Genomic DNA, 18244 nt, shown 5'->3' with positions numbered 1-18244 from the left:
ATTTTTTCAGTCATAGAGCAGGGGCAGAGCAGTGGAGAATTACAGAGCACCGGTGGAAGACATGCAGTTTGTCATCGACGAGTTGTGTGAGGTTGGCGAGCGACTGGGCGGTTTGCAGAGATTTGCAGAACTGGGTGTGGGTCCCGATCTCAGTGGCGCACTGCTGGAAGAGTCAGCCAGGCTAAGTGCAGAAGTGATTGCGCCGCTGCGTCGCGTCGGGGATACGCAGCCCGCCAGCTGCGCCGAGCGCAAAGTGCAGATCAGCCCGGGCTATGCCGAGGCCCTGCAGCAACTAGCGGCCGGCGGCTGGTACGGTATTGCTGCTGACCCCGCTCATGGCGGGCAGGGTTTGCCCGAGGTTTATGGCACGGCCGCCTGTGAGATGTGGAATAGCGCTGATATGGCTTTTGCGCTGGCACCTATACTGAGTATCGGCGCGGCAATGACCATTCAAGCCCACGGCAGCGAGCAGCAGAAATCCGCTTACCTGGAGAAGATGACCAGCGGTGAGTGGGCCGGCTCCATGTGTTTGACGGAGTCCGGTGCGGGTTCTGATCTGGGCGTGATGAAGACTCGGGCGGTGCCTGATGGGGATCACTATCGACTCTTCGGCCAGAAGATTTACATCACCTGGGGCGACCACGAAGCGATGGATAATATTGTGCATCTGGTGCTGGCCAAGTTGCCTGATGCGCCGGAAGGCAGTCGCGGAATATCGCTGTTTATCGTGCCCAAGTATTTGGATGACGGCAGCGGTGGATTGGGTGAACGCAATGATATATACCCGGTATCGGTGGAGCACAAACTGGGTATTCACGGCAGTCCTACCTGCGTCATGGCACTGGGAGACGATGCGGGCGCGGTCGGATATTTACTGGGTGAGCCTAATCAGGGCCTGGCCTGTATGTTCACTATGATGAATGAAGCACGCCTGAAAATGGGAGTGCAGGGTCTGGGGGTTTCTGAGGGCGCCTATCAGCAAGCTGTGGCCTACGCCCGCGAGCGAGTGCAGGGTGGCGTTCCCATTATTGAGCACGCCGATGTCAAGCGCATGCTCTTGACCATGCGGGTACAAACAGAAGCGATGCGGGCACTGGCCTATACCGAAGCAGTGACTATGGATCTGGCCCATCAATCAGCTGACCCTGCACTGCAGGCGCGTGTGGATTTGATGATTCCAGTGATCAAGGGTTGGTCGACTGAGTTGGGTGTAGAGATTGCTTCACTGGGGGTACAGGTTCACGGCGGTATGGGTTACGTCGAAGAAACCGGTGCCGCCCAGTACTTGCGTGATGCGCGCATCGCGCCCATTTACGAGGGTACTAACGGTATTCAGGCGGCCGATTTAGTGGGTCGTAAGCTGGGGCGTGATCAGGGTGCGACCATGTTGGCGCTGATTGAGGAAATGAAAGCGACGGTCACAGACTGCAATAATGCGGAGCTTGCTGACATTGGTACTGCATTGGCCAGCGCGGTGGCGACGCTGGCGGCAACCACCACTACGCTAGTGGAACAGCTGCAGGAGAACCGGCACACGGCTCAAGCGGGGGCCTACGACTTTATGATGCAGTTGGGTTACGTTGCCGGAGCCTGGCATCTGGCGCGTTCGTCTGTCGTCGCCAGTGCGCGTTGCCAGCAGAGCGAACGATCTATTTACCCCGGTAAAATCGCCAGTACTCGCTATTATTGCGAACATATACTGGTGCGTGCCGCTAGTCATGCAGAAGTCATTTTTGGTGGTAGCGCTGCGTTACAGAACTACCCGACGGAGTGGATGTAATGGTTCAGCTAACAATCTCTACCCCGGACATCGCCGATGATTTTCCGGACCAAGTGGCGGCACTAGAGCTGCCACTGCGTAATTTTGGTGGGCTACAGCAGTTCAGCGGTGCGGTAGTGACGGTGAAATGTCATGAGGACAATTCGCTGGTCAAAGAGTTGGTGGGTACTCCGGGTGGGGGTCGGGTCATCGTGGTGGACGGTGGCGGTTCGCTGCGGCGCGCTCTGCTCGGTGATATGTTGGCGGAAAAAGCCGCAGCGAATGGTTGGTCGGGCGTGGTGATCAATGGTGCGGTGCGCGACGTTGATCAAATCGCGGTGATTCAGCTAGGTGTGCAGGCATTGGCAAATACGCCGCTCAAGACTGACAAGCTTGGGGTAGGTCAGGTGGACGTTGCACTGCATATCGGAGGCGTAACTGTGAATCCGGGTGACTATGTCTATGCTGACAACAATGGCGTGTTAGTGGCATCTGGCGCGCTGTTTTAGCTGACGTGACTGCGGCGGTACCAACTGCCGCAGCTAGCGTCATGCTTGCAAAGTCGCCTCAGGCGGTGATGCGCATGGACAGATCCAGCGCTTTACAGTCTTTGGTCAGCGCACCGATAGAAATAAAATTGACACCGGTTTCCGCAATTGGCCGCAGGCTTTCATCAGTGATACCGCCTGAAGCCTCAAGCTCTGCACGACCGGCATTCAGGGCCACCGCATCTCTCAGTGCGGCTAGTGAAAAATTGTCCAGCATGATGCGATCGGCGCCCGCGGCCAGAGCCTGCTCCAGCTCATCGCGGTTTTCTACCTCTACTTCCACCGGTTTATCAGGCGCGATACGGCGCGCGTTAGCTATGGCGCTGGCAATTGAGCCGCAGGCATGGATATGGTTCTCTTTGATCAGAAAAGCATCATACAAACCCATGCGATGATTGCCGCAGCCACCGCAGGTCACGGCGTATTTTTGGGCTGTGCGCAGGCCGGGAATAGTCTTGCGAGTATCAAGTAGCGTGACGCCAGTGTCAGCGACTACGCCGGCGTAATGACTGCTCAGGGTCGCGGTGCCCGACAATAGCTGCAAGAAGTTTAGTGCTGCGCGTTCCCCGGTAAGCAGGCTGCGCGCATTGCCGTGCAAAGTGAAGAGTGTGGCGTCAGCACTCAGACTGTCGCCGTCACTAAACTGCCAGTCAATGCTGACTGATGAATCCAGTTGCTGAAACACTTCATCAACCCAGGCTGTACCGCACAATATGCCTGGTTCACGACAGATTATCCGCGCCCGTGCGATGCTGTCGGCGGCGATTAGCTGCGCGGTTATGTCGCCACTACCCACGTCCTCACGCAGTGCGGCACGAACCTGGTTGCTGATATCTTCTTGCGGGGGTAATGACGACACTGGCGCCTCGGCTGCAGCAAATAAATGTGGCGGCGATTGTAGCAGGTTGGGCTATTATGTTCCCGTTTGTCGCATTTACTGGTCGGCAATAGCGAGGTTAATAATGGAAGCGCTGCAATGGAGAAGTTCGAACAGTTAGGCCTCACCGTGATCGATGGCTGGATCGAGCAGGCCCAGCGGCTGCCGTCGCCCAACTGTAATCAGCGACCGGAACCGTCAGAGATTAGTTTACTGGTTATCCACAATATCAGCTTGCCTCCCGGTCAATTTGGCGGCGGGCAGGTTCAGGATTTTTTTTGCAACAAGCTTGATTGCGATGAGCATCCTTATTTTGAGCAGCTGCGGGATGTGTGCGTCTCAGCGCACTTGTTTATCGACCGGGACGGGCAGCTTATCCAGTTCGTGCCGTTTCACCAGCGCGCCTGGCATGCAGGGGTTTCTGAATTTGGCGGCCGCGCCGAATGTAACGACTACAGCGTAGGTATTGAGCTGGAGGGAACCGATCATGATGCCTATACTAGTGCACAATATAGGCAACTCACGCGAGTGACCCAAGCATTGATGCAGGCTTACCCGGCGCTTACGCGTCGGCGGATATGTGGCCACCAAGATATCGCTCCAGGGCGTAAGACCGATCCTGGGCCGGCATTCGATTGGCGAAATTTTTTAGCGACACTTGCCCACGATGGAGATCAATAGTGACTTTTTTGGCTTTGGTTGTAGCGTTGATACTGGTTCATTACTGGGACAGTAGTCAGCAATTTCAGCGTGATGAATGGTTTTATTCCCTGCTAAACCGCTTTGCCGGTTGGTCTTTTCCACCTGTGTTGGAATTGTTGTTGGTTATCATGCTGCCGGCAGCGGCAATCTGGTTGCTGTTGGAGTTGTTTGGTGGCTGGCTTTTTGGGCTGGTCGGAATGGGGCTCACCGTGTGCCTGCTATTGTACAGTTTTGGACGTGGTGACTATGAAGCGGCAGTGACCCGTTATCGATCTCAGTGCGGGGGTGGGGATTTGCAGTCTGCTCTGTTATCAGCTGAGGAGTTGTTCGCGGCTGACCCGGCTGACTTCGATGAAACTGGTCCCGAAGGACTGCATCGTTGGATGAAGAAGCGTTTTGTCTATATGGCCTTTGAACGCTGGTTCGCGGTGATTTTTTACTTTGTACTGTTTGGTCCTGTCGGGGCTGTGGCCTATCGGTTATTGCAGATCTATGCGGAGAGCAGTCGTGCACGCCCCGCTGCTGGCTTGGCGCCGAGTGTACTTCACTATATCGATTGGGTGCCGTCGCGATTGATGCTAACTGCTTTTGCGCTTACCGGCGATTACGTAGGTAGTCGAGCCCTGTTGTCCGACGCCTGGCAGGATCTGCGTAACGGCAATGCCCAAGTGCTCAGCGACTGCGCACATGCAGCTTTGGGTTTGAAGTCTACGGTTTATAATGACAGCGGTGATCAGGCAACCTTTGCGCAGGTCAGTGAATGGGAGGTGGATCAGCTGCATGGCTTGATATCACGCAGTGCGATTGCGTGGCTACTGTTCGTTTCATTACTCACAATATTTTTGTAAACAGGAGGTTAACAAGTGTCGGTTAGTTCAAGGAAGGTCATTATTGTTACGGGTTCATCCTCGGGTATTGGTGCTGCGGTCGCTCGACGTGCGGCGCGCGAAAATTTTAATGTATTGGTCAATTACAACAGTAATCAGGCTGGTGCTGAAGAGGTTGTATCCTACTGTCATCGTCAGGGAGTTGACGCGGTTGCAGTGGGTGCAGATATCGGTGAAGACGCTGCCTGCCATGCGTTGGTTGGCGTTGCGCAAGAGTCATGGGGGCGGGTCGATGTGTTGGTCAATAATGCTGGCACGACCAAGTTCTGTGCGCATGGTGACCTGGATGGTCTGGACGCTGAAGATTTCCACCGGCTATATCAAATTAATGCAGTCGGTGCCTTTCAGATGATAAGAGCGGTCGCGCCCGTTATGAAACGTAACGGTGGCACTATCGTTAATGTAGCTTCGGTGGCTGGCCTCAAAGGTGTGGGCAGTAGCCTGGCTTACGCCTGTTCCAAGGCAGCATTGCTGGCCATCAACCAGTCTATGGCGCGTGAGCTGGGCCCTGAAATCCAGGTCAATGCAGTGTGCCCCGGCATGGTGGAGGGTGAATGGTTGCGTGAAGGTCTTGGCGAAGAGCTCTATCCTGCGGTGGAGCAGCATTTCAAAGATCGGGCACCAATGGGTGCCATTATGACGGCGGATACTGTTGCCGATAATATTTGGTTTTTTGCTGTGGGTGCATCCAACGTTACCGGAGAGCATCTGTTGCTCGATGGCGGAGCGACCTTGCCCTACTAAATTCTCAGCAGCTGCTACACTCAATAAAAGGTCGTTTAAATTGAGTGGTGAGGGTGGCAGATCGAGGTCCTGAAACAACGATACCTGAAGTAGCGCTGCGACATGCTTTGGCCGTGTCTGCGCCACGTTTGGTGCTGACAATTCTTTATCATCCGAATTTGAAGCGTGTCGGTCAGCGGGGTGAGTTGGGTAAGTTCAAGCTTGGGCAGGTGGCAGAGTTAAGTCGTCACTCGCCGCTGTTCACCGATCCTCACGTCAGTGCTAATGAAGCGCCGCTTGCAGACCGTCATATAAGTCGCCAGCCTATTGTTTTTACCCGCGATCGCGCGGGTGTTGCCGTGAGCTTGCCTGCTCGCGGCAGCTCATTGCATGTCGATGGACAGGCGGTTATCGGCAGTCATCATCTTAGTCGCGCCGATTTAAGTCGTGGGGTTGTATTACTGCTGGCGCGACGTCTGGTGTTGTTGTTGAAACTGGCCCCCGTCGAGACTGGAGCCGAAGCCAGCCGCGACAGTAGCTTTATTGGCGCCAGCTCGGCGTTGGATATTTTACGGAGTGAGATTGGCGCGGTGGCAGCTACTGATGCGGCCGTTATGTTGCGGGGTGAGTCGGGTACCGGTAAAGAGCTGGCGGCTCAGGCGATACATAGCAGTAGTGCGCGCCGCGAACAGCCCTTGGTCGCCGTCAATATGGCTGCTATTCCTGCGGAGCTTGCGGCTGCGGAACTGTTCGGTGTGCGTAAGGGCGCTTTTACCGGTGCAGACGCTGATAAACCGGGGTACTTTCAGCAAGCCGCTGGCGGCACTTTGTTTTTAGATGAAATTGGCGCCTGTCCGGAACCGGTGCAACCGCTGCTGTTGCGGGCCCTGGAAAGCGGAGAGGTACAACGGGCCGGGGGTCGTATTGAGACTGTAGATGTACGTGTGGTTTCTGCGACCGACGCTAGTGTCGAAGAGCAGGGGTTCAGCGCTGCGCTGTTGCACCGACTCGCGGTGGTCACCCTGCGTGTACCTCCTTTGCGAGACCGAGTTGAAGATGTGGGCCTGTTGTTTTTTCATTTCTTGCGTGAGCTTGATTGTAATGCCCCCGCACCCTTGCATCAGCCACAGATGGATCCGGTTATCCATGGACAGTGGGCCGCTCTGGTCGTTGATTTGGCGCGTTATCGGTGGCCTGGAAACGTGCGTGAGCTGCGTAATTTTTGCCAGCAGATTGTGCTTTCCACGCGTGCCCACGGCAGTCTTCGCGTGCCCCAGATTATTATGGACGCACTCCATCAAGATTCGGTTGTCGCTTTTGCACAACGCAGTGAGGCCTATAGAGTAGCCGCTGAATTGCCGGCTGATGAAGTCATAAGAGTCATGGAGCAGGCTGACTATGAACCTGCCCGGGCGGCGCGGTTATTGGATGTCAGTCGAACTGCACTGTACAAGCGTTTACAGGGTATCGAGGAGCTGCGTCTGGCTAACGATGTGCCAGCTCAGGAAGTACGTGAAGTCTATCGCCAGAGCGAGGGGCAGGTGCAGCAGGCGGCTGCCACTCATCGTGTTTCTCGCCCAGCGCTGTTGCGGCGCTGGCGTGCTCTGGAACTGGCGCCGCGGGCGCGCTGAATGGGCCAGGATACTATCGGCCCTTATCGGGTCCAGTCATTGGTCAAGCAGGGCGGTGAGGGTTCGGTTTATGCCGGTTATGATCGCCGCCTCAAGCGCCAGGTGGCGCTTAAACTTATTGCGGCGCCGCGCGACCGTGAGCAGCGTGAACAAGTCGTCGCGGAGGCGCGCGCATTGGCGCGGCTTAATCATCGTTCCATTGTGCAGATCTTTGATGTGGTGGAAACCAAGAGCCATCTGGTGCTGGTGATGGAATATGTCCCCGGACTTGATCTACAGGTATTGTGCGAACAGGTGGCGTTGCAGCAGGCAACTGTGATTCAGCTGGGTATTAACCTTTGTTCGGCGCTGGCGGCGGCTCAGCGTGCAGGCGTTGTGCACCGTGATCTGAAACCAGCGAACGTGTTGATTGCCAGTAGTGGGCAGGTAAAATTGGGCGACTTTGGGATTGCTTTGGGGGTCCCGCAAGCTGCTCCTAAGGCCGCCAGCAATGAAGACACCCTGCCTGTTTCGGTGCCCGGAACGCTATTAGCAATGTCGCCTGAGCATGCTGCCGGCGCCGAGTTGGATGCGCGCACTGATGTGTTTGCCCTGGGTTTGATTTTGTATCGCTGCCTGGCTGGCGAGCACCCGTTTGCGACTGCCGCCAACGATTTGGTGTTACTGCAACAGGTCCAGCATACCCCACATACACCGCTGCAAGAGCGCAATACCGCCATTGCGCCGGAGCTGAGTGAACTGGTCGATCTAATGTTGACCAAGGACCCACGTCAGCGCACGTTGGGCGCACTGGAAGTACGCCAGGCGCTGATCAAAATCAAACGCACTGTACCGGTCTATCAGGGCGCAGCACTCAGCGCGGTGATGGGCGGTCGCAGTCGTGAGATTATGCAAATAGACTCACCGTCGCGCTTACCTGCGAGTGTCACTGGTGCAGCTCGCAGTCGGCTTCTTTCGCGGGCCGAGTGGGGTCGCTGGGGTCGGCCGCATCCATCGCGATATATTGCGGGTGCCATGGCGGCGAGTGTGCTGGCAGGATCTGGCCTGCTCTACTATCAGGAGGTCGCAAAAACCGTGCAACCGGTTGAGCTCAGGCCTCCGCTAATCGCCGCGATGAGCGAGGGTGAGTCATTGCCGTCCACCGATGAGTTGCATCGTTTACTGGGTCAGGCTCTGGCGGCGACAGGGCAGTTTAGCGCCGCCGGAGCGACGCCAGAGGAGCGCTTACACACGCGAATTCGCTGTAATACCTACCTATGCGAACTGCGCATGATTCGCGAGACCCATGGACAGCAACGTGAAGATTACTCGGTATTGCTGACCGGGGTGCCGCCGCGCGCCTGGCGCTCCAGTATGGATCGCGCTATCGGCCGACTCTATGGCAACTGAAAGTGACCCTGGGCCTGGCAGCCCAATTTCTTGAATTGTTAATAGGCTAACCCTTCAATTTGTTAGCAACAGCGGTGTTAATGCCAGCAGTAACTGCGCGGCGAAATACAGTGGTGTACCCCAGAGTCTGTTGCTGGCTCCGGGCTTTACGAACTGCTGGCGAGCAACCGCCAGATCGGAGAGGGCGAATCCCCAGCCACCGATGGCTACAGCATAGCCCAGTGGACTATCCGCAACTGCCGTGGCAATGGTCACCATTGCGCAAATCACGGTGACGTATAGGGCCACCGGTATGCGCATATCGAGGGCCAAATGCGGTTGTAACCAGCGCCAGGATAAAGCCCCCAGTGCCAACGCCAGTGTCAGACCAATACCGAGCAGGAGTGGCACCAGTGGTAGATGACTAAAGGCCACCACGTACATGACATGACCCAACAGAAAACTGACCAGTCCGGCTTTAAAGCAGTTTTCGCTGTCGGGTATCAGCAGCACGTCACCCAGCCAGCTCAGTGCCAGCCCGGCCAATAGCCATTGACCGTAGCCGCTATGCAGGGCGCCGCTATCAATCGCCAGCGCTACAAAGCAGCTAGCCGCTAGTGGCTTGAACAGCCAGGCTAGCCGCCGCGGGCCCCGGGTTTCAACCCAAACCAGCGCAACGACTGATATTGCGGCGACAGCAATGATTAGCAGCATCAGTTTTTCTCCATACTTATTCGCCGCACCTGTTGCAGCAATCGATGGTTGAGTGGGGTAGGGACATTGAGCGTAGTGGCGCGACGGCAGCAATAGCCGGTAATAGCCTCGATTTCCGTGGCGCGTCCACGCTCCAGGTCCTGCCGCATGGACGAGGCGTTGTCGGCGGTTGCGCCAATGATCCCGGCCACCGTTTTCTGTAGGGTTGCGGCTAGCTGTTTAAAGCCAGCGGCTGCGCTGACGGCCGCTAGTTCAGCGACCAGTGCCTGGGTTTCCTCGCGCAGCTGCGGATTTTCCAGCAGCTCGCCATTGCGGCAACCGTGTATGGCCGTGAGGGGGTTGATGGCACAGTTAATCATGAGTTTACGCCACAGCGACAGGTTTATGTCTGCATCCCAGAGCCAGCTTCCTCGTGGCTCGAGCAGTTCGCTTAGCGCCCTTGCCGTTGCTGCCCCGTCAGGCTGGCCCACCCGCGTGTCTCCGTGCCCGGCGTGAATCAAATCTCCGGCATTATCCAGATAAGCACCTTCGGTAGTGATGCCGCAGTACGTCAGGCTCGCCGGGTAGTGGTTGATTAGCTGCTCATAGATGCCAAGACCGTTGTGCAACAGTATCACCGGTGCATCTGCGGCAAGTTTTCCTCTGACGTCAAGTAATGCCGGTATCACATCCGCCGCTTTAGTCGTAATGATAAGACCTTGAATCTCCTGCACAGCGGCAGCGCTTGAGCGGGTTAAGTGGTGAGTTGAAACACGGCCTTGGGCATATCGTTTCAACTGCGCCGGCGCTACCTCTGCGCCGGCGCAGTTGCGGTGCAGCAGAGACACCTTGCTGCCGGCTTCCTGCAGCTGAGTGGCGAGCAGGGTACCGATGGCTCCCGCTCCCAGAATGTGCCAGCGCTCAGTCAAGATTGTTTCCTTTCACAGCAGTGATTTCCGCTACTAAATGCTATTATCAGCGGCATCTGAATCAGCGAGTATACCTTATGCCATCTTTTGATATTGTCTCTGAAGTTGACCTGCATCAGCTCACAAATGCGGTCGACCAGGCTGCTCGTATTGTTGCTAACCGCTTTGACTTCAAAGGCGTGGGGGCTTCTTTTGAGCGCGACCAGCGCAGTGTGGTGTTGACTGCAGATGCGGACTTTCAGGTAGAGCAAATGCAGGATATGTTGCGCAGTACACTGATTAAGTGTGAGCTTGACCCCAAGGCTATGGAGTTGGGTGATATCACCGGTTTGGGTAAGCAGGTCAAGCAGGTTATTACCCTGCGGCATGGGCTGGACTCACCGACCTGCAAGACTATCAACAAAGCCATCAAGGAAACCAAGTTTAAGGTCCAGTCACAAATTCAGGACCAACAGGTGCGAGTAACGGGCAAGAAACGCGATGAATTACAGCAGATAATGGCGCAACTGCGGGAGTTGGATCTGGAATATCCTCTGCAATTTACCAACTTCAGAGATTAGGTCGGATAAACCGCAGTGCGGTTTAGAAAGGGTGACTGGCGAATTTGGTGCTGACCGGGTGCTTGTTCATAATGCGTGGTCTGCAAACGATAGGGAGTAAATAACATGGCAAAAGCAGCTGAGTATTCACTGGGCCCGGAGGTATTTCCGCGGGGCTGGTTCATTGTTGCAGAGAGTAGTGAGCTGGATGCAGGACCGCTACCCGTCCGTTTTTTTGGCAAGGACTTCGCTCTGTATCGCGGGGAGAGTGGCAAGCCCATAATGCTGGATGCCTATTGCGCGCATATGGGGACTCATATTGCGGCCAGCAAGAGCGCCATGATTGTGCAAAATGGCGAGCAAATTGAGGGTGACTCAATCCGCTGTCCTTATCACGGTTGGCGTTATGGTGCAGATGGCAAGCTCGATGACATTCCTTACCATGAGGGCGCTTTGCCCAAGTCTGCAGCCATAGGCTCGTACCATGTCGAAGATGTCATGGGCTGCGTCATGATGTGGTGGGATCCTGAGGGAGGAGAGCCTGAATATGCAGCGCCCTGCCTTAAGGAATGGGATGACCCTAGCTGGGTGCGCTGGGAGTTGGACCATCTCGGTGAGATCGAGCTGCACGGGCAGGAAATACTGGATAATATGGCCGATGCCCAACATTTGGGGCCGACCCATGGTGCCCCCTGCGAATATTTCGAGAATGAAATTGATGGGCATCTTTGTATCCAGCGGCAGGGCGGCTTTCATCAGAAATACAATGCCATGTTAACCACTACTACCTGGTACACCGGTCCCGGAGTATTGCTGTCCAAGCAGGAATTTGGTGATGTGTTGACGTTTGAGCTGATCGCTAACACCCCGATTGATGATGGGGTGTCAAAGGTTTGGCATGCGGCTCTTGCCAAGGCCGACAATGTGCCTCACTCGGAAGCAGATATAGCAACGGCAAAAGGTATTCAGGCTGGCGCTTTGGATGCCTTTGCGGCTGATTTTGATGTTTGGCGGCATAAGCGCTCTGCCATCCGGGTCATGCAAATGCCCAACGATGGCCCCTTTCGCATGGTGCGTAAGTGGTATGGGCACTTTTACGACAAGCGCGAGAATGCGGCCAACTATCTGGATGAAGCCGCTGGCATCTACCATATCCCGACGCTGGACAAACCCAGTGATGAGGTCAGACAGCTTGAGGCGGGGTTATTCGGACGATGAGCGCGACTTTGCCAGACCTACAGCAGTATGTGGGTAAAGAGTTTGGACCGTTCCATTCATGGGATCCGGTTAACGCGCCGATGATCCGGCACTGGTGTGAGGCCATGGGTGACACTAACCCTATCTATACCAGCGATCAGGCAGCGCAGGCGGTTGAACATCAACAACTGGTGGCCCCGCCAACTATGCTGCAGGCATGGTCCATGGTTGGCTATGCCGGTGAGCGAGCGCCTGGCTCCAGCTCGGGCAGCGCCTTTGCAGTGCTGGAAGTACTGGAAGCTGCAGGCTACCCGGGTGTGGTGGCGGTCAACTGCGAGCAGGAGTACGAGCAGTATCTGCAACCGGGTGACGAGATTTATTACAAAGCCGAACTGGAATCAATTTCTGCGGAGAAAACCACTGCCCTGGGTACGGGTTTTTTTGCCACGGAAAAGTCCACGTTCTATAACCAACGGGATGAACTGGTAGGGACTATGCGCTTTCGGGTCTTCAAATACCGCCCCGGTAGCCGGGAGAATGCCGATGGCTGAGTTACGATTGATTGATCTTGTGGTCGGTACTAAGCTGCCTGAACTCAGTATTGATATTACGCCGCGGCTTATTGTCGGCGGCGCTATTGCCAGCCGTGATTATCAGAATGTTCACCATGACAAAGACGCGGCTCAAGCGCTGGGTTCGCCGGATATATTCATGAATATCCTTACTACCAATGGCCTAGTCGGACGCTATGTGACTGATTGGGCTGGCCCCGCCGCACGCCTGAAGAAGGTGGACATCCGCCTGGGTGCGCCCAATTTCCCTGGTGACTGCATGACTTTTAGTGGAGAAGTACAAGCTTGCGACAACGCTACTGGAGAAGTCACGGTGGCGATAGCCGGTAACAATCAATTGGGCCCGCATGTGACCGGTACCGTGGTGTTGCACTTGTTGGCGTAAGGCGGCCGGACGTTTATCGTTTGGCATGGTCTTCCGGCTGCTGCTGCAGCGGGGTTGAATGCGGTTAGCGTTGTGCTGCCGCATTATTGAAGATTACCAGCAGTAGCATGTCTTCCTGAATCTCGAAAAAACTGTGCTCAGTTGCGGCTTCGACATAGAGTAGAGTGCCGGGCACGACGTCTTTTTCTTCGTCGCCCAGACGCATGCGAGCGCGGCCCTCCAGCACAAAGTAAACTTCATCCTCGTCGTGAGGGGCTTGCATGTCTTTGCTGCCGGCCGCCAGCGAATAGAGGCCGCAGCTGATTGACGGTACGTTGAGAAATTCCAGATATTCTACGTCGCGGCCTTCCAGACGCTGCCTGACTTCACTGATATCTACGACTTTCCAGTTTTCGTCTGCCATGTGCTTCTCCAGAGATTAGGCCGTCCAATATACGTGCTGGCAGTCGCTAGGCAAAGGGTTGCGCTCAATAAGCACTACTTTGACTGGTTTTTGTCAGACTAGTCAGATCGAGGCGCGCGGCGCGGTGAAAGTTGCTTCCCAGGCGTTGAATGCGGTTGAGTGCCGCCGTCGTCTGTAAGACAATGCGCAGCTTCACTGCAACCCCGGAATTTGACCATGTTTGAAGCCCTTGAGCGCTTGCCCGCCGACCCAATTCTGGGCTTGGCAGCTGCCTGTAAAGCCGATCCTAACCCGCATAAAGTCGATGTTACTGTGGGCGTTTATATGGATGAGGCCGGGGCGACACCGGTGCCGCAGGCCATCAAGCTGGCGCAGCAGGAATTGGTGGGCAGCGAAACTACCAAAGTTTATATGCCTCAAGTCGGTGATGCGGATTTCAATCGCGGTATGCAGGAATTGATGCTGGGTGCGGATTCCAATGCCCTTTCGGAGGCGCGAGTTACCAGCGTGCAGGCGCCCGGTGGTTCTGGAGCGCTGCGTTTGTGTGCCGAGGTAGTCAAGATTGCCAACCCCGACGCCACTATATGGGTGAGCGATCCGACTTGGCCCAACCACGTGCCGTTGTTGGGAGCTACCGGCCTCAAACTGCGCAGCTATCGTTATTATGCTTCAGCGACCCATTCAGTAGATTTTGAAGCCATGCTGGAAGACCTTCAACAGGTTGGCCGCGGTGATCTGGTGCTACTGCATGGCTGCTGTCACAACCCCTGTGGCGCCGACCTTGATCAGCAACAGTGGGGGCTTATCGCAGCGTTGGCCGCGCGCAACGGATTTACGCCTTTTGTCGATTTCGCGTATCAGGGTTTGGGTGATGGGCTGGAGGCTGATGCGGCTGGATTACGGCAGTTAGTTGCAGCGGTCCCCGAGGTTTTGATTGCAGGCTCCTGCTCCAAGAATCTGGGTCTGTATCGTGAGCGTACCGGGGCAGCGCTGTTTGTATCAGCCGATCCAGACGCAGCTATTGCCGCGCAAACTCAGGCCACAGCCGCCGCGCGGAGAATTTACTCCATGCCTCCGGCGCACGGTGCGATTCTTGCCGGTCGTGTGCTTACCGATGCGCGTCTTAATGCGCTCTGGCGCGAAGAGTTGGAGCAGATGTGTGGTCGGATTAACGGTTTGCGCCTGCAGTTGGTTGAGAAACTCAATGCAGCTACCGGCGAGGACTTTGGTTTCATTGCCCGTGAAAAGGGTATGTTTTCCTTTTTGGGTATTTCCGCAGAGCAGGTGAAGCGTCTGCGTGAGGAGCACAGTGTTTATATGGTCGGCTCTTCCCGCATGAATATCGCCGGCTTGCGTGCCGACAATATGGATTACTTTGCCGCGGCTGTGGCTAAAGTTCTGTAAGTCGCTGCCAGTAGTCGCACAGAGTGAGGTATATCAGTCTATTGTCGCTAAGTTGGTCCAGCTCGGCGGGCTTTGGCTTCCGCTGTAAATAGCTAGCGACCATTTCCAGGCATTGCTGATCGCTGAGTGAATCCCCTTCACAAATCGCGGCCAGGTCGTACCAGGGGTTGCCCATCGCCGCGTATTCCCAGTCTATTGCCAGCAACCCGGCGGCGCCTGCAAGGCGATTGGCCTGCAGCAAGTCATTGTGACACAGGCATTGTTCACTGTTACTGGCGCGTTCACAGGCGGCGACAAAGGCGGCTTCAGGCTGCTCATGACCGAGGTAAACCAGATAATGCTGTGCTCGCTGCAGTGGCCTGAGTCGGAATTTGACCGGCGCCAGCCCATGGATACCGCGCAGTAGAGCGGCCACCTCGGTTAGCGGGTGCGTAGTGTCAGTGTCAGCGGGATAGAAAGCGGTGACCAATGCGCCAAGCTCTGGGTTAAAGTACAGTGGCTTGGGTGCGAGACTCTGTTTATGGGCATTTTGATGCGCGCGCCATTCCGCTGGGCGGCTGAGGCCTAGCCGCTGTGGGTCCTGACCATCCAGGCGCAACACAAATTGTCTTTCTCCAGCGGCCACCAGCCAGCTGAGATTGCTGCGGCCAGAGCCGATTTGGTGTTGCACCGTCGGTGCAACCAGCAGCGGTTCCTTGCTGTCCCAATGCTGCCACTGGGACAGAACCTGTTGCAGTTTCAGTTGTGTGTTTGCAGGTAATGTTGCCGCCATTGCCAATATCCGTAGCATGCGATGACTATGTATACCACAAACAGCAAGGTGGTGAGATATAGGCCCCGGTCCAGATACAAGCCGATAGAAATCGCATCGATAACCAGCCAGTAAAGCCAGTTCTCCAGAACTTTGCGCGCCACCATCCAGGTAGCCAATACGGCGCCCCAGGTGGTGAAACTGTCCAGATACGGCAGCGCCGCGTTGGTGTTGAGAGACAGCAGGGTGCCGCTGGCACTAGCGGCGACCAGTACCAGAGAGATAGCTACACAGTGCTGACGTAGTGACCACCGTGAGATCTGCAGCGGGTTGTTATCATTGCCACCACGCCGCCATTGCCACCAACCGTATGCTGCCATGGCCAGGTAATAGACTTGCAGACCAGACTCCATAACCAGGTTTACATCCCAGAACAGGAAAAGAAAAATCGCGGTGCTGGCGGCGGCAGCGTACCAGCACCACAGACTTTCCCGCACGGCCAGCAGCAGATACGCGATGCCCAGCACGACTGCGCTGGCTTCCCACCAGGAAAAGTTGGCGGCGGCGTCCTGAAGTAGCTGTTCCATGGTGTATCGGTAGCGCTAGAACGTGTAGCTGGCGCTAAGGCCAACCTGGCGCGGCGCGCCATACTGATAATAGGGCTCGACGGCATAATCCTTACGTGGGTCATTACCGAAACCACCAAAGCCGCGTACAAAAATATCTTCATCGGTCAGATTGCGGCCCCACAGGGTGAGCGTCCAGTTGCGCGCTTGGTAGCCGACGCTGGCATTAAGCAGGTCATAGGCGCTGGCACGCACTTCGTGCCGATCGGAAAAGTAAAAGGAGTCTTTGCCCTCAAGATCCGCCTGCAGATACAGCCCGCCGCTGAAGCTGTAACGTGCTCCCAGGGTATACTGGTATGCAGGCGCCTGAGCCTGTTCGCGACCGGCAAGGTCGTCACCTTGTGCATTGATATAGTCTTCGTATTCCGTCTCCAGTAATCCCAGACTGCCCCACAAGCGCAGCGCGTCGCTCAGTAGCCAGTCAACTTCCAGTTCCATCCCGTAGTTATTGCCCTGCGCTGCATTATCAGTGAAGTCAATGAAGTCGCTGCTGCCGCCGGGGCGTTGCACGACGAAGGAGCCGCGGACTTGCTGATCTTCCCGGTCCATGTAAAACATGGCCAGGCGAGTCTCCAGCCGGTTCTCCAGTAGCCGCGCTTTCAGGCCCACCTCATAGTTGATCAGGGACTCTTCATCGTACTCACTAACGCCGCTCAACAGGTTGAGCACCTCGGGGTCCGATATCTCATTCAGCGTGGAAAGAATGTCTGGATTGACGCCGTTGGCACGATAGCCGCGCGCGATGCTGGCATAGGCGAGGGTCTGATCATTCGTCTGGTATTCCAGCGCTATGCGTCCGCCCCAAAGCGACTTTTCAGTATCTGAATTCACCTGGCTGCTATCTTTGTAGTCGGTGTCGCGGTCTTCCCAGCGCAGGCCCAGTGTCAGCTTAAGTGCTTCTGTGAAACTAATGTCCAGCTGGCCAAACAGTGCCAATGTCGCTGTCTCATAGCGGCTGTCAAAACGGGTATTGCCGTAGCTGTTAAACCGATTCAAGTCTTCATCATTGCTCAGATAATATGCTCCGGCGGTCCAGTCGGTAGAGTTCGCAAACAGTTTTGAGCTGTCATTGGAGTGCAGTCGCCACTGCGCACTGTAACTGTCGCGTTCACGCTGATACCGGTCAAAGGATGAGTAGCCAAAGGGGTGAAAACCCTCGTAAACCCAGTCCTCGTCATAGCCATAATCGCTGCGGGTGTTGGCTACTGTAAGTAGCACTTCATTATCAAAGGCGTTGAACGTAGAGGCTACCAGCACAGAGGCGGAGCTGGATTTCTGGTCGTCCTGACCGGGTTCGTCGGACAGCGTGTCGCGAACATTATCCAGCGAGAAACCGTCATAGCCATTGTTGATGTCGATGTGGTTGAGGCCCAGGTCCACAGTATGGGCGTCGGCCAGCCACCGCAGTTTACCGCGCAGGGTCAGCTCGTCGCGCGACTGGGTGTCTTCGCGCTGGAGAAACTGATTGTCGGTGAAGCCGTCACTGCGAAATTGATGCGCAGCAACCCGATACAACAGTGAATCACCAAGTGGTCCAGAGCTGGCCGCGCCGAGATTCCAGGTTTGGTAGTCGGCGATGCCGGCTTCAATATAGTTTTCGAACTCCGCAGTCGGGGCGGCGCTGCGGATGTTGATGAGTCCCGCCAGGGCATTGGCGCCGTGCAGCGTGCCCTGTGGGCCGCGCAGTATTTCCACCTGCTCAATATCAAACAGGGTCCCCAGACCGCCCATACCGCTGAAATCAACGCCGTCCAGAATGACGCCAACCGAGGGATTGAGTGGGGCCTGAAACTGACTGCGGTCGCCGACACCCCGAACTTGAAAAAAGCGAGCGCGATTACTGCCGCCAGAAAAATTTACGTTGGGTGCGAGATTGATGACTTCGTCAAGGTGTTGAGCGGCGCGTTGTTGAATCAGCTCCGCACCAATGACGCTGGTGCTGTTGGCCTCTTGCATCAGGTTGGTATCGCGAAACTGGGCCGTGACAACTATTTCAGGTAATTCATTGGCACCGACATCGCCGGTGGCCAAGCTTACGCTGAGACAGCTTAGGGTCAAAAAGGGGCGTATTGAAGCTTTCATTGAGTCTCTCCAGAATAGGCAAAGAGACCCGGTCGTGAACACATTGCAAGGTGTAACAGATAGGTTGTCCTATCCCTACGCCGGTGCTAACCGGATCAGGTTCAAAGGGTTCACTGACGCCACTGGGTCAGTATCTCAGGCTTTTGGCCACCCCTCAGGATTTAAACG

At 55.8% G+C, this 18244-nt stretch carries 19 protein-coding genes and 1 riboswitch; of the genes, 12 read left to right on the top strand and 7 right to left on the bottom strand.

Annotated features, from left to right (window positions below; genetic code table 11):
* The first annotated feature begins 31 nt into the window (after nucleotides 1-31).
* On the top strand, nucleotides 32-1780 hold the full coding sequence (locus tag EYC98_RS16080) for an acyl-CoA dehydrogenase (protein WP_279246397.1): 1749 nt from the start codon (nucleotides 32-34) through the stop codon (nucleotides 1778-1780).
* The gene (gene rraA, locus EYC98_RS16075) at nucleotides 1780-2268 is read left to right on the top strand and encodes a ribonuclease E activity regulator RraA (protein WP_279246396.1); all 489 of its coding nucleotides are present in this window, start codon (nucleotides 1780-1782) and stop codon (nucleotides 2266-2268) included. Before EYC98_RS16080 ends, rraA begins: the two co-directional genes overlap by 1 nt.
* Before the next feature lie 58 nt (nucleotides 2269-2326).
* On the opposite strand, the gene nadC is transcribed toward rraA, so the two are convergent.
* Complete coding sequence (gene nadC, locus EYC98_RS16070; RefSeq protein WP_279246395.1) at nucleotides 2327-3166, bottom strand: carboxylating nicotinate-nucleotide diphosphorylase; 840 nt, start codon at nucleotides 3164-3166, stop codon at nucleotides 2327-2329.
* Nucleotides 3167-3283: 117 nt separating this feature from the next.
* On the opposite strand from nadC, the gene ampD reads away from it, so the two are divergent.
* From ampD to EYC98_RS16045, 5 genes are read left to right on the top strand one after another with little or no spacing between them, the layout of a single operon-like run.
* Entirely contained in the window at nucleotides 3284-3865 is a 582-nt protein-coding gene (gene ampD / locus EYC98_RS16065; protein ID WP_279246394.1) for a 1,6-anhydro-N-acetylmuramyl-L-alanine amidase AmpD, read from the top strand.
* Nucleotides 3865-4734 carry a regulatory signaling modulator protein AmpE gene (ampE, locus tag EYC98_RS16060; RefSeq protein ID WP_279246393.1) on the top strand — a complete coding sequence of 290 codons (870 nt, stop codon included), beginning with the start codon at nucleotides 3865-3867 and terminating at the stop codon, nucleotides 4732-4734. The genes ampD and ampE overlap by 1 nt, the downstream gene beginning before the upstream one ends.
* A gap of 15 nt (nucleotides 4735-4749) precedes the next feature.
* Complete coding sequence (locus EYC98_RS16055; protein WP_279246392.1) at nucleotides 4750-5517, top strand: SDR family NAD(P)-dependent oxidoreductase; 768 nt, start codon at nucleotides 4750-4752, stop codon at nucleotides 5515-5517.
* A 53-nt stretch (nucleotides 5518-5570) separates the two neighbouring features.
* Entirely contained in the window at nucleotides 5571-7127 is a 1557-nt protein-coding gene (locus EYC98_RS16050; protein ID WP_279246391.1) for a sigma 54-interacting transcriptional regulator, read from the top strand.
* Nucleotides 7128-8516: a serine/threonine-protein kinase gene (locus tag EYC98_RS16045; RefSeq protein ID WP_279246390.1), complete on the top strand. Its 1389-nt coding sequence runs from the start codon at nucleotides 7128-7130 to the stop codon at nucleotides 8514-8516.
* 54 nt (nucleotides 8517-8570) lie between these two features.
* Here EYC98_RS16045 and EYC98_RS16040 read toward each other — a convergent pair whose 3' ends face one another.
* A complete protein-coding gene (locus EYC98_RS16040) occupies nucleotides 8571-9209 on the bottom strand; it encodes a lysoplasmalogenase (protein WP_279246389.1) in 639 nt (212 codons plus the stop codon).
* Nucleotides 9209-10117, bottom strand: coding sequence for a ketopantoate reductase family protein (locus EYC98_RS16035; protein ID WP_279246388.1), 909 nt, complete (start codon nucleotides 10115-10117; stop codon nucleotides 9209-9211). Before EYC98_RS16035 ends, EYC98_RS16040 begins: the two co-directional genes overlap by 1 nt.
* A 77-nt stretch (nucleotides 10118-10194) precedes the next feature.
* Between EYC98_RS16035 and EYC98_RS16030 the strand changes: the two genes are divergently transcribed.
* The 4 genes from EYC98_RS16030 (at nucleotide 10195) to EYC98_RS16015 (ending at nucleotide 12810) form a co-directional block, all read left to right on the top strand.
* Complete coding sequence (locus EYC98_RS16030; RefSeq protein ID WP_279246387.1) at nucleotides 10195-10677, top strand: YajQ family cyclic di-GMP-binding protein; 483 nt, start codon at nucleotides 10195-10197, stop codon at nucleotides 10675-10677.
* Nucleotides 10678-10782: 105 nt separating this feature from the next.
* A complete protein-coding gene (locus EYC98_RS16025; protein WP_279246386.1) occupies nucleotides 10783-11874 on the top strand; it encodes a Rieske 2Fe-2S domain-containing protein in 1092 nt (363 codons plus the stop codon).
* Nucleotides 11871-12404, top strand: a complete 534-nt coding sequence (locus tag EYC98_RS16020) for an FAS1-like dehydratase domain-containing protein (RefSeq protein ID WP_279246385.1) — start codon at nucleotides 11871-11873, stop codon at nucleotides 12402-12404. The genes EYC98_RS16025 and EYC98_RS16020 overlap by 4 nt, the downstream gene beginning before the upstream one ends.
* On the top strand, nucleotides 12397-12810 hold the full coding sequence (locus EYC98_RS16015) for a MaoC family dehydratase (protein ID WP_279246384.1): 414 nt from the start codon (nucleotides 12397-12399) through the stop codon (nucleotides 12808-12810). The genes EYC98_RS16020 and EYC98_RS16015 overlap by 8 nt, the downstream gene beginning before the upstream one ends.
* A gap of 64 nt (nucleotides 12811-12874) precedes the next feature.
* Here EYC98_RS16015 and EYC98_RS16010 read toward each other — a convergent pair whose 3' ends face one another.
* Nucleotides 12875-13213, bottom strand: a complete 339-nt coding sequence (locus tag EYC98_RS16010; RefSeq protein WP_279246383.1) for a cupin domain-containing protein — start codon at nucleotides 13211-13213, stop codon at nucleotides 12875-12877.
* A 216-nt stretch (nucleotides 13214-13429) separates the two neighbouring features.
* On the opposite strand from EYC98_RS16010, the gene EYC98_RS16005 reads away from it, so the two are divergent.
* Entirely contained in the window at nucleotides 13430-14617 is a 1188-nt protein-coding gene (locus EYC98_RS16005) for an amino acid aminotransferase (RefSeq protein WP_279246382.1), read from the top strand.
* Here EYC98_RS16005 and EYC98_RS16000 read toward each other — a convergent pair.
* The 3 genes from EYC98_RS16000 to EYC98_RS15990 are packed head-to-tail and all read right to left on the bottom strand — an operon-like array spanning nucleotide 14604 to nucleotide 18076.
* Entirely contained in the window at nucleotides 14604-15389 is a 786-nt protein-coding gene (locus EYC98_RS16000; protein ID WP_279246381.1) for a choline/ethanolamine kinase family protein, read from the bottom strand. The two genes, EYC98_RS16005 and EYC98_RS16000, sit on opposite strands and share 14 nt — an antisense overlap.
* A complete protein-coding gene (gene pnuC / locus EYC98_RS15995) occupies nucleotides 15356-15955 on the bottom strand; it encodes a nicotinamide riboside transporter PnuC (RefSeq protein WP_279246380.1) in 600 nt (199 codons plus the stop codon). The genes EYC98_RS16000 and pnuC overlap by 34 nt, the downstream gene beginning before the upstream one ends.
* Nucleotides 15956-15970: 15 nt before the next feature.
* Nucleotides 15971-18076, bottom strand: a complete 2106-nt coding sequence (locus tag EYC98_RS15990; RefSeq protein ID WP_279246379.1) for a TonB-dependent receptor — start codon at nucleotides 18074-18076, stop codon at nucleotides 15971-15973.
* A 55-nt stretch (nucleotides 18077-18131) separates the two neighbouring features.
* Nucleotides 18132-18241: riboswitch (TPP riboswitch) on the bottom strand.
* Between the last annotated feature and the right edge of the window lie 3 nt (nucleotides 18242-18244).

Source organism: Candidatus Litorirhabdus singularis, from assembly GCF_026262625.1.
GTDB classification, from domain to species: Bacteria; Pseudomonadota; Gammaproteobacteria; order Pseudomonadales; family Halieaceae; genus Litorirhabdus; species Litorirhabdus singularis.
Note: the sequence above shows the minus strand (reverse complement) of the source record. Positions and strands in the feature narration are given on the sequence as shown.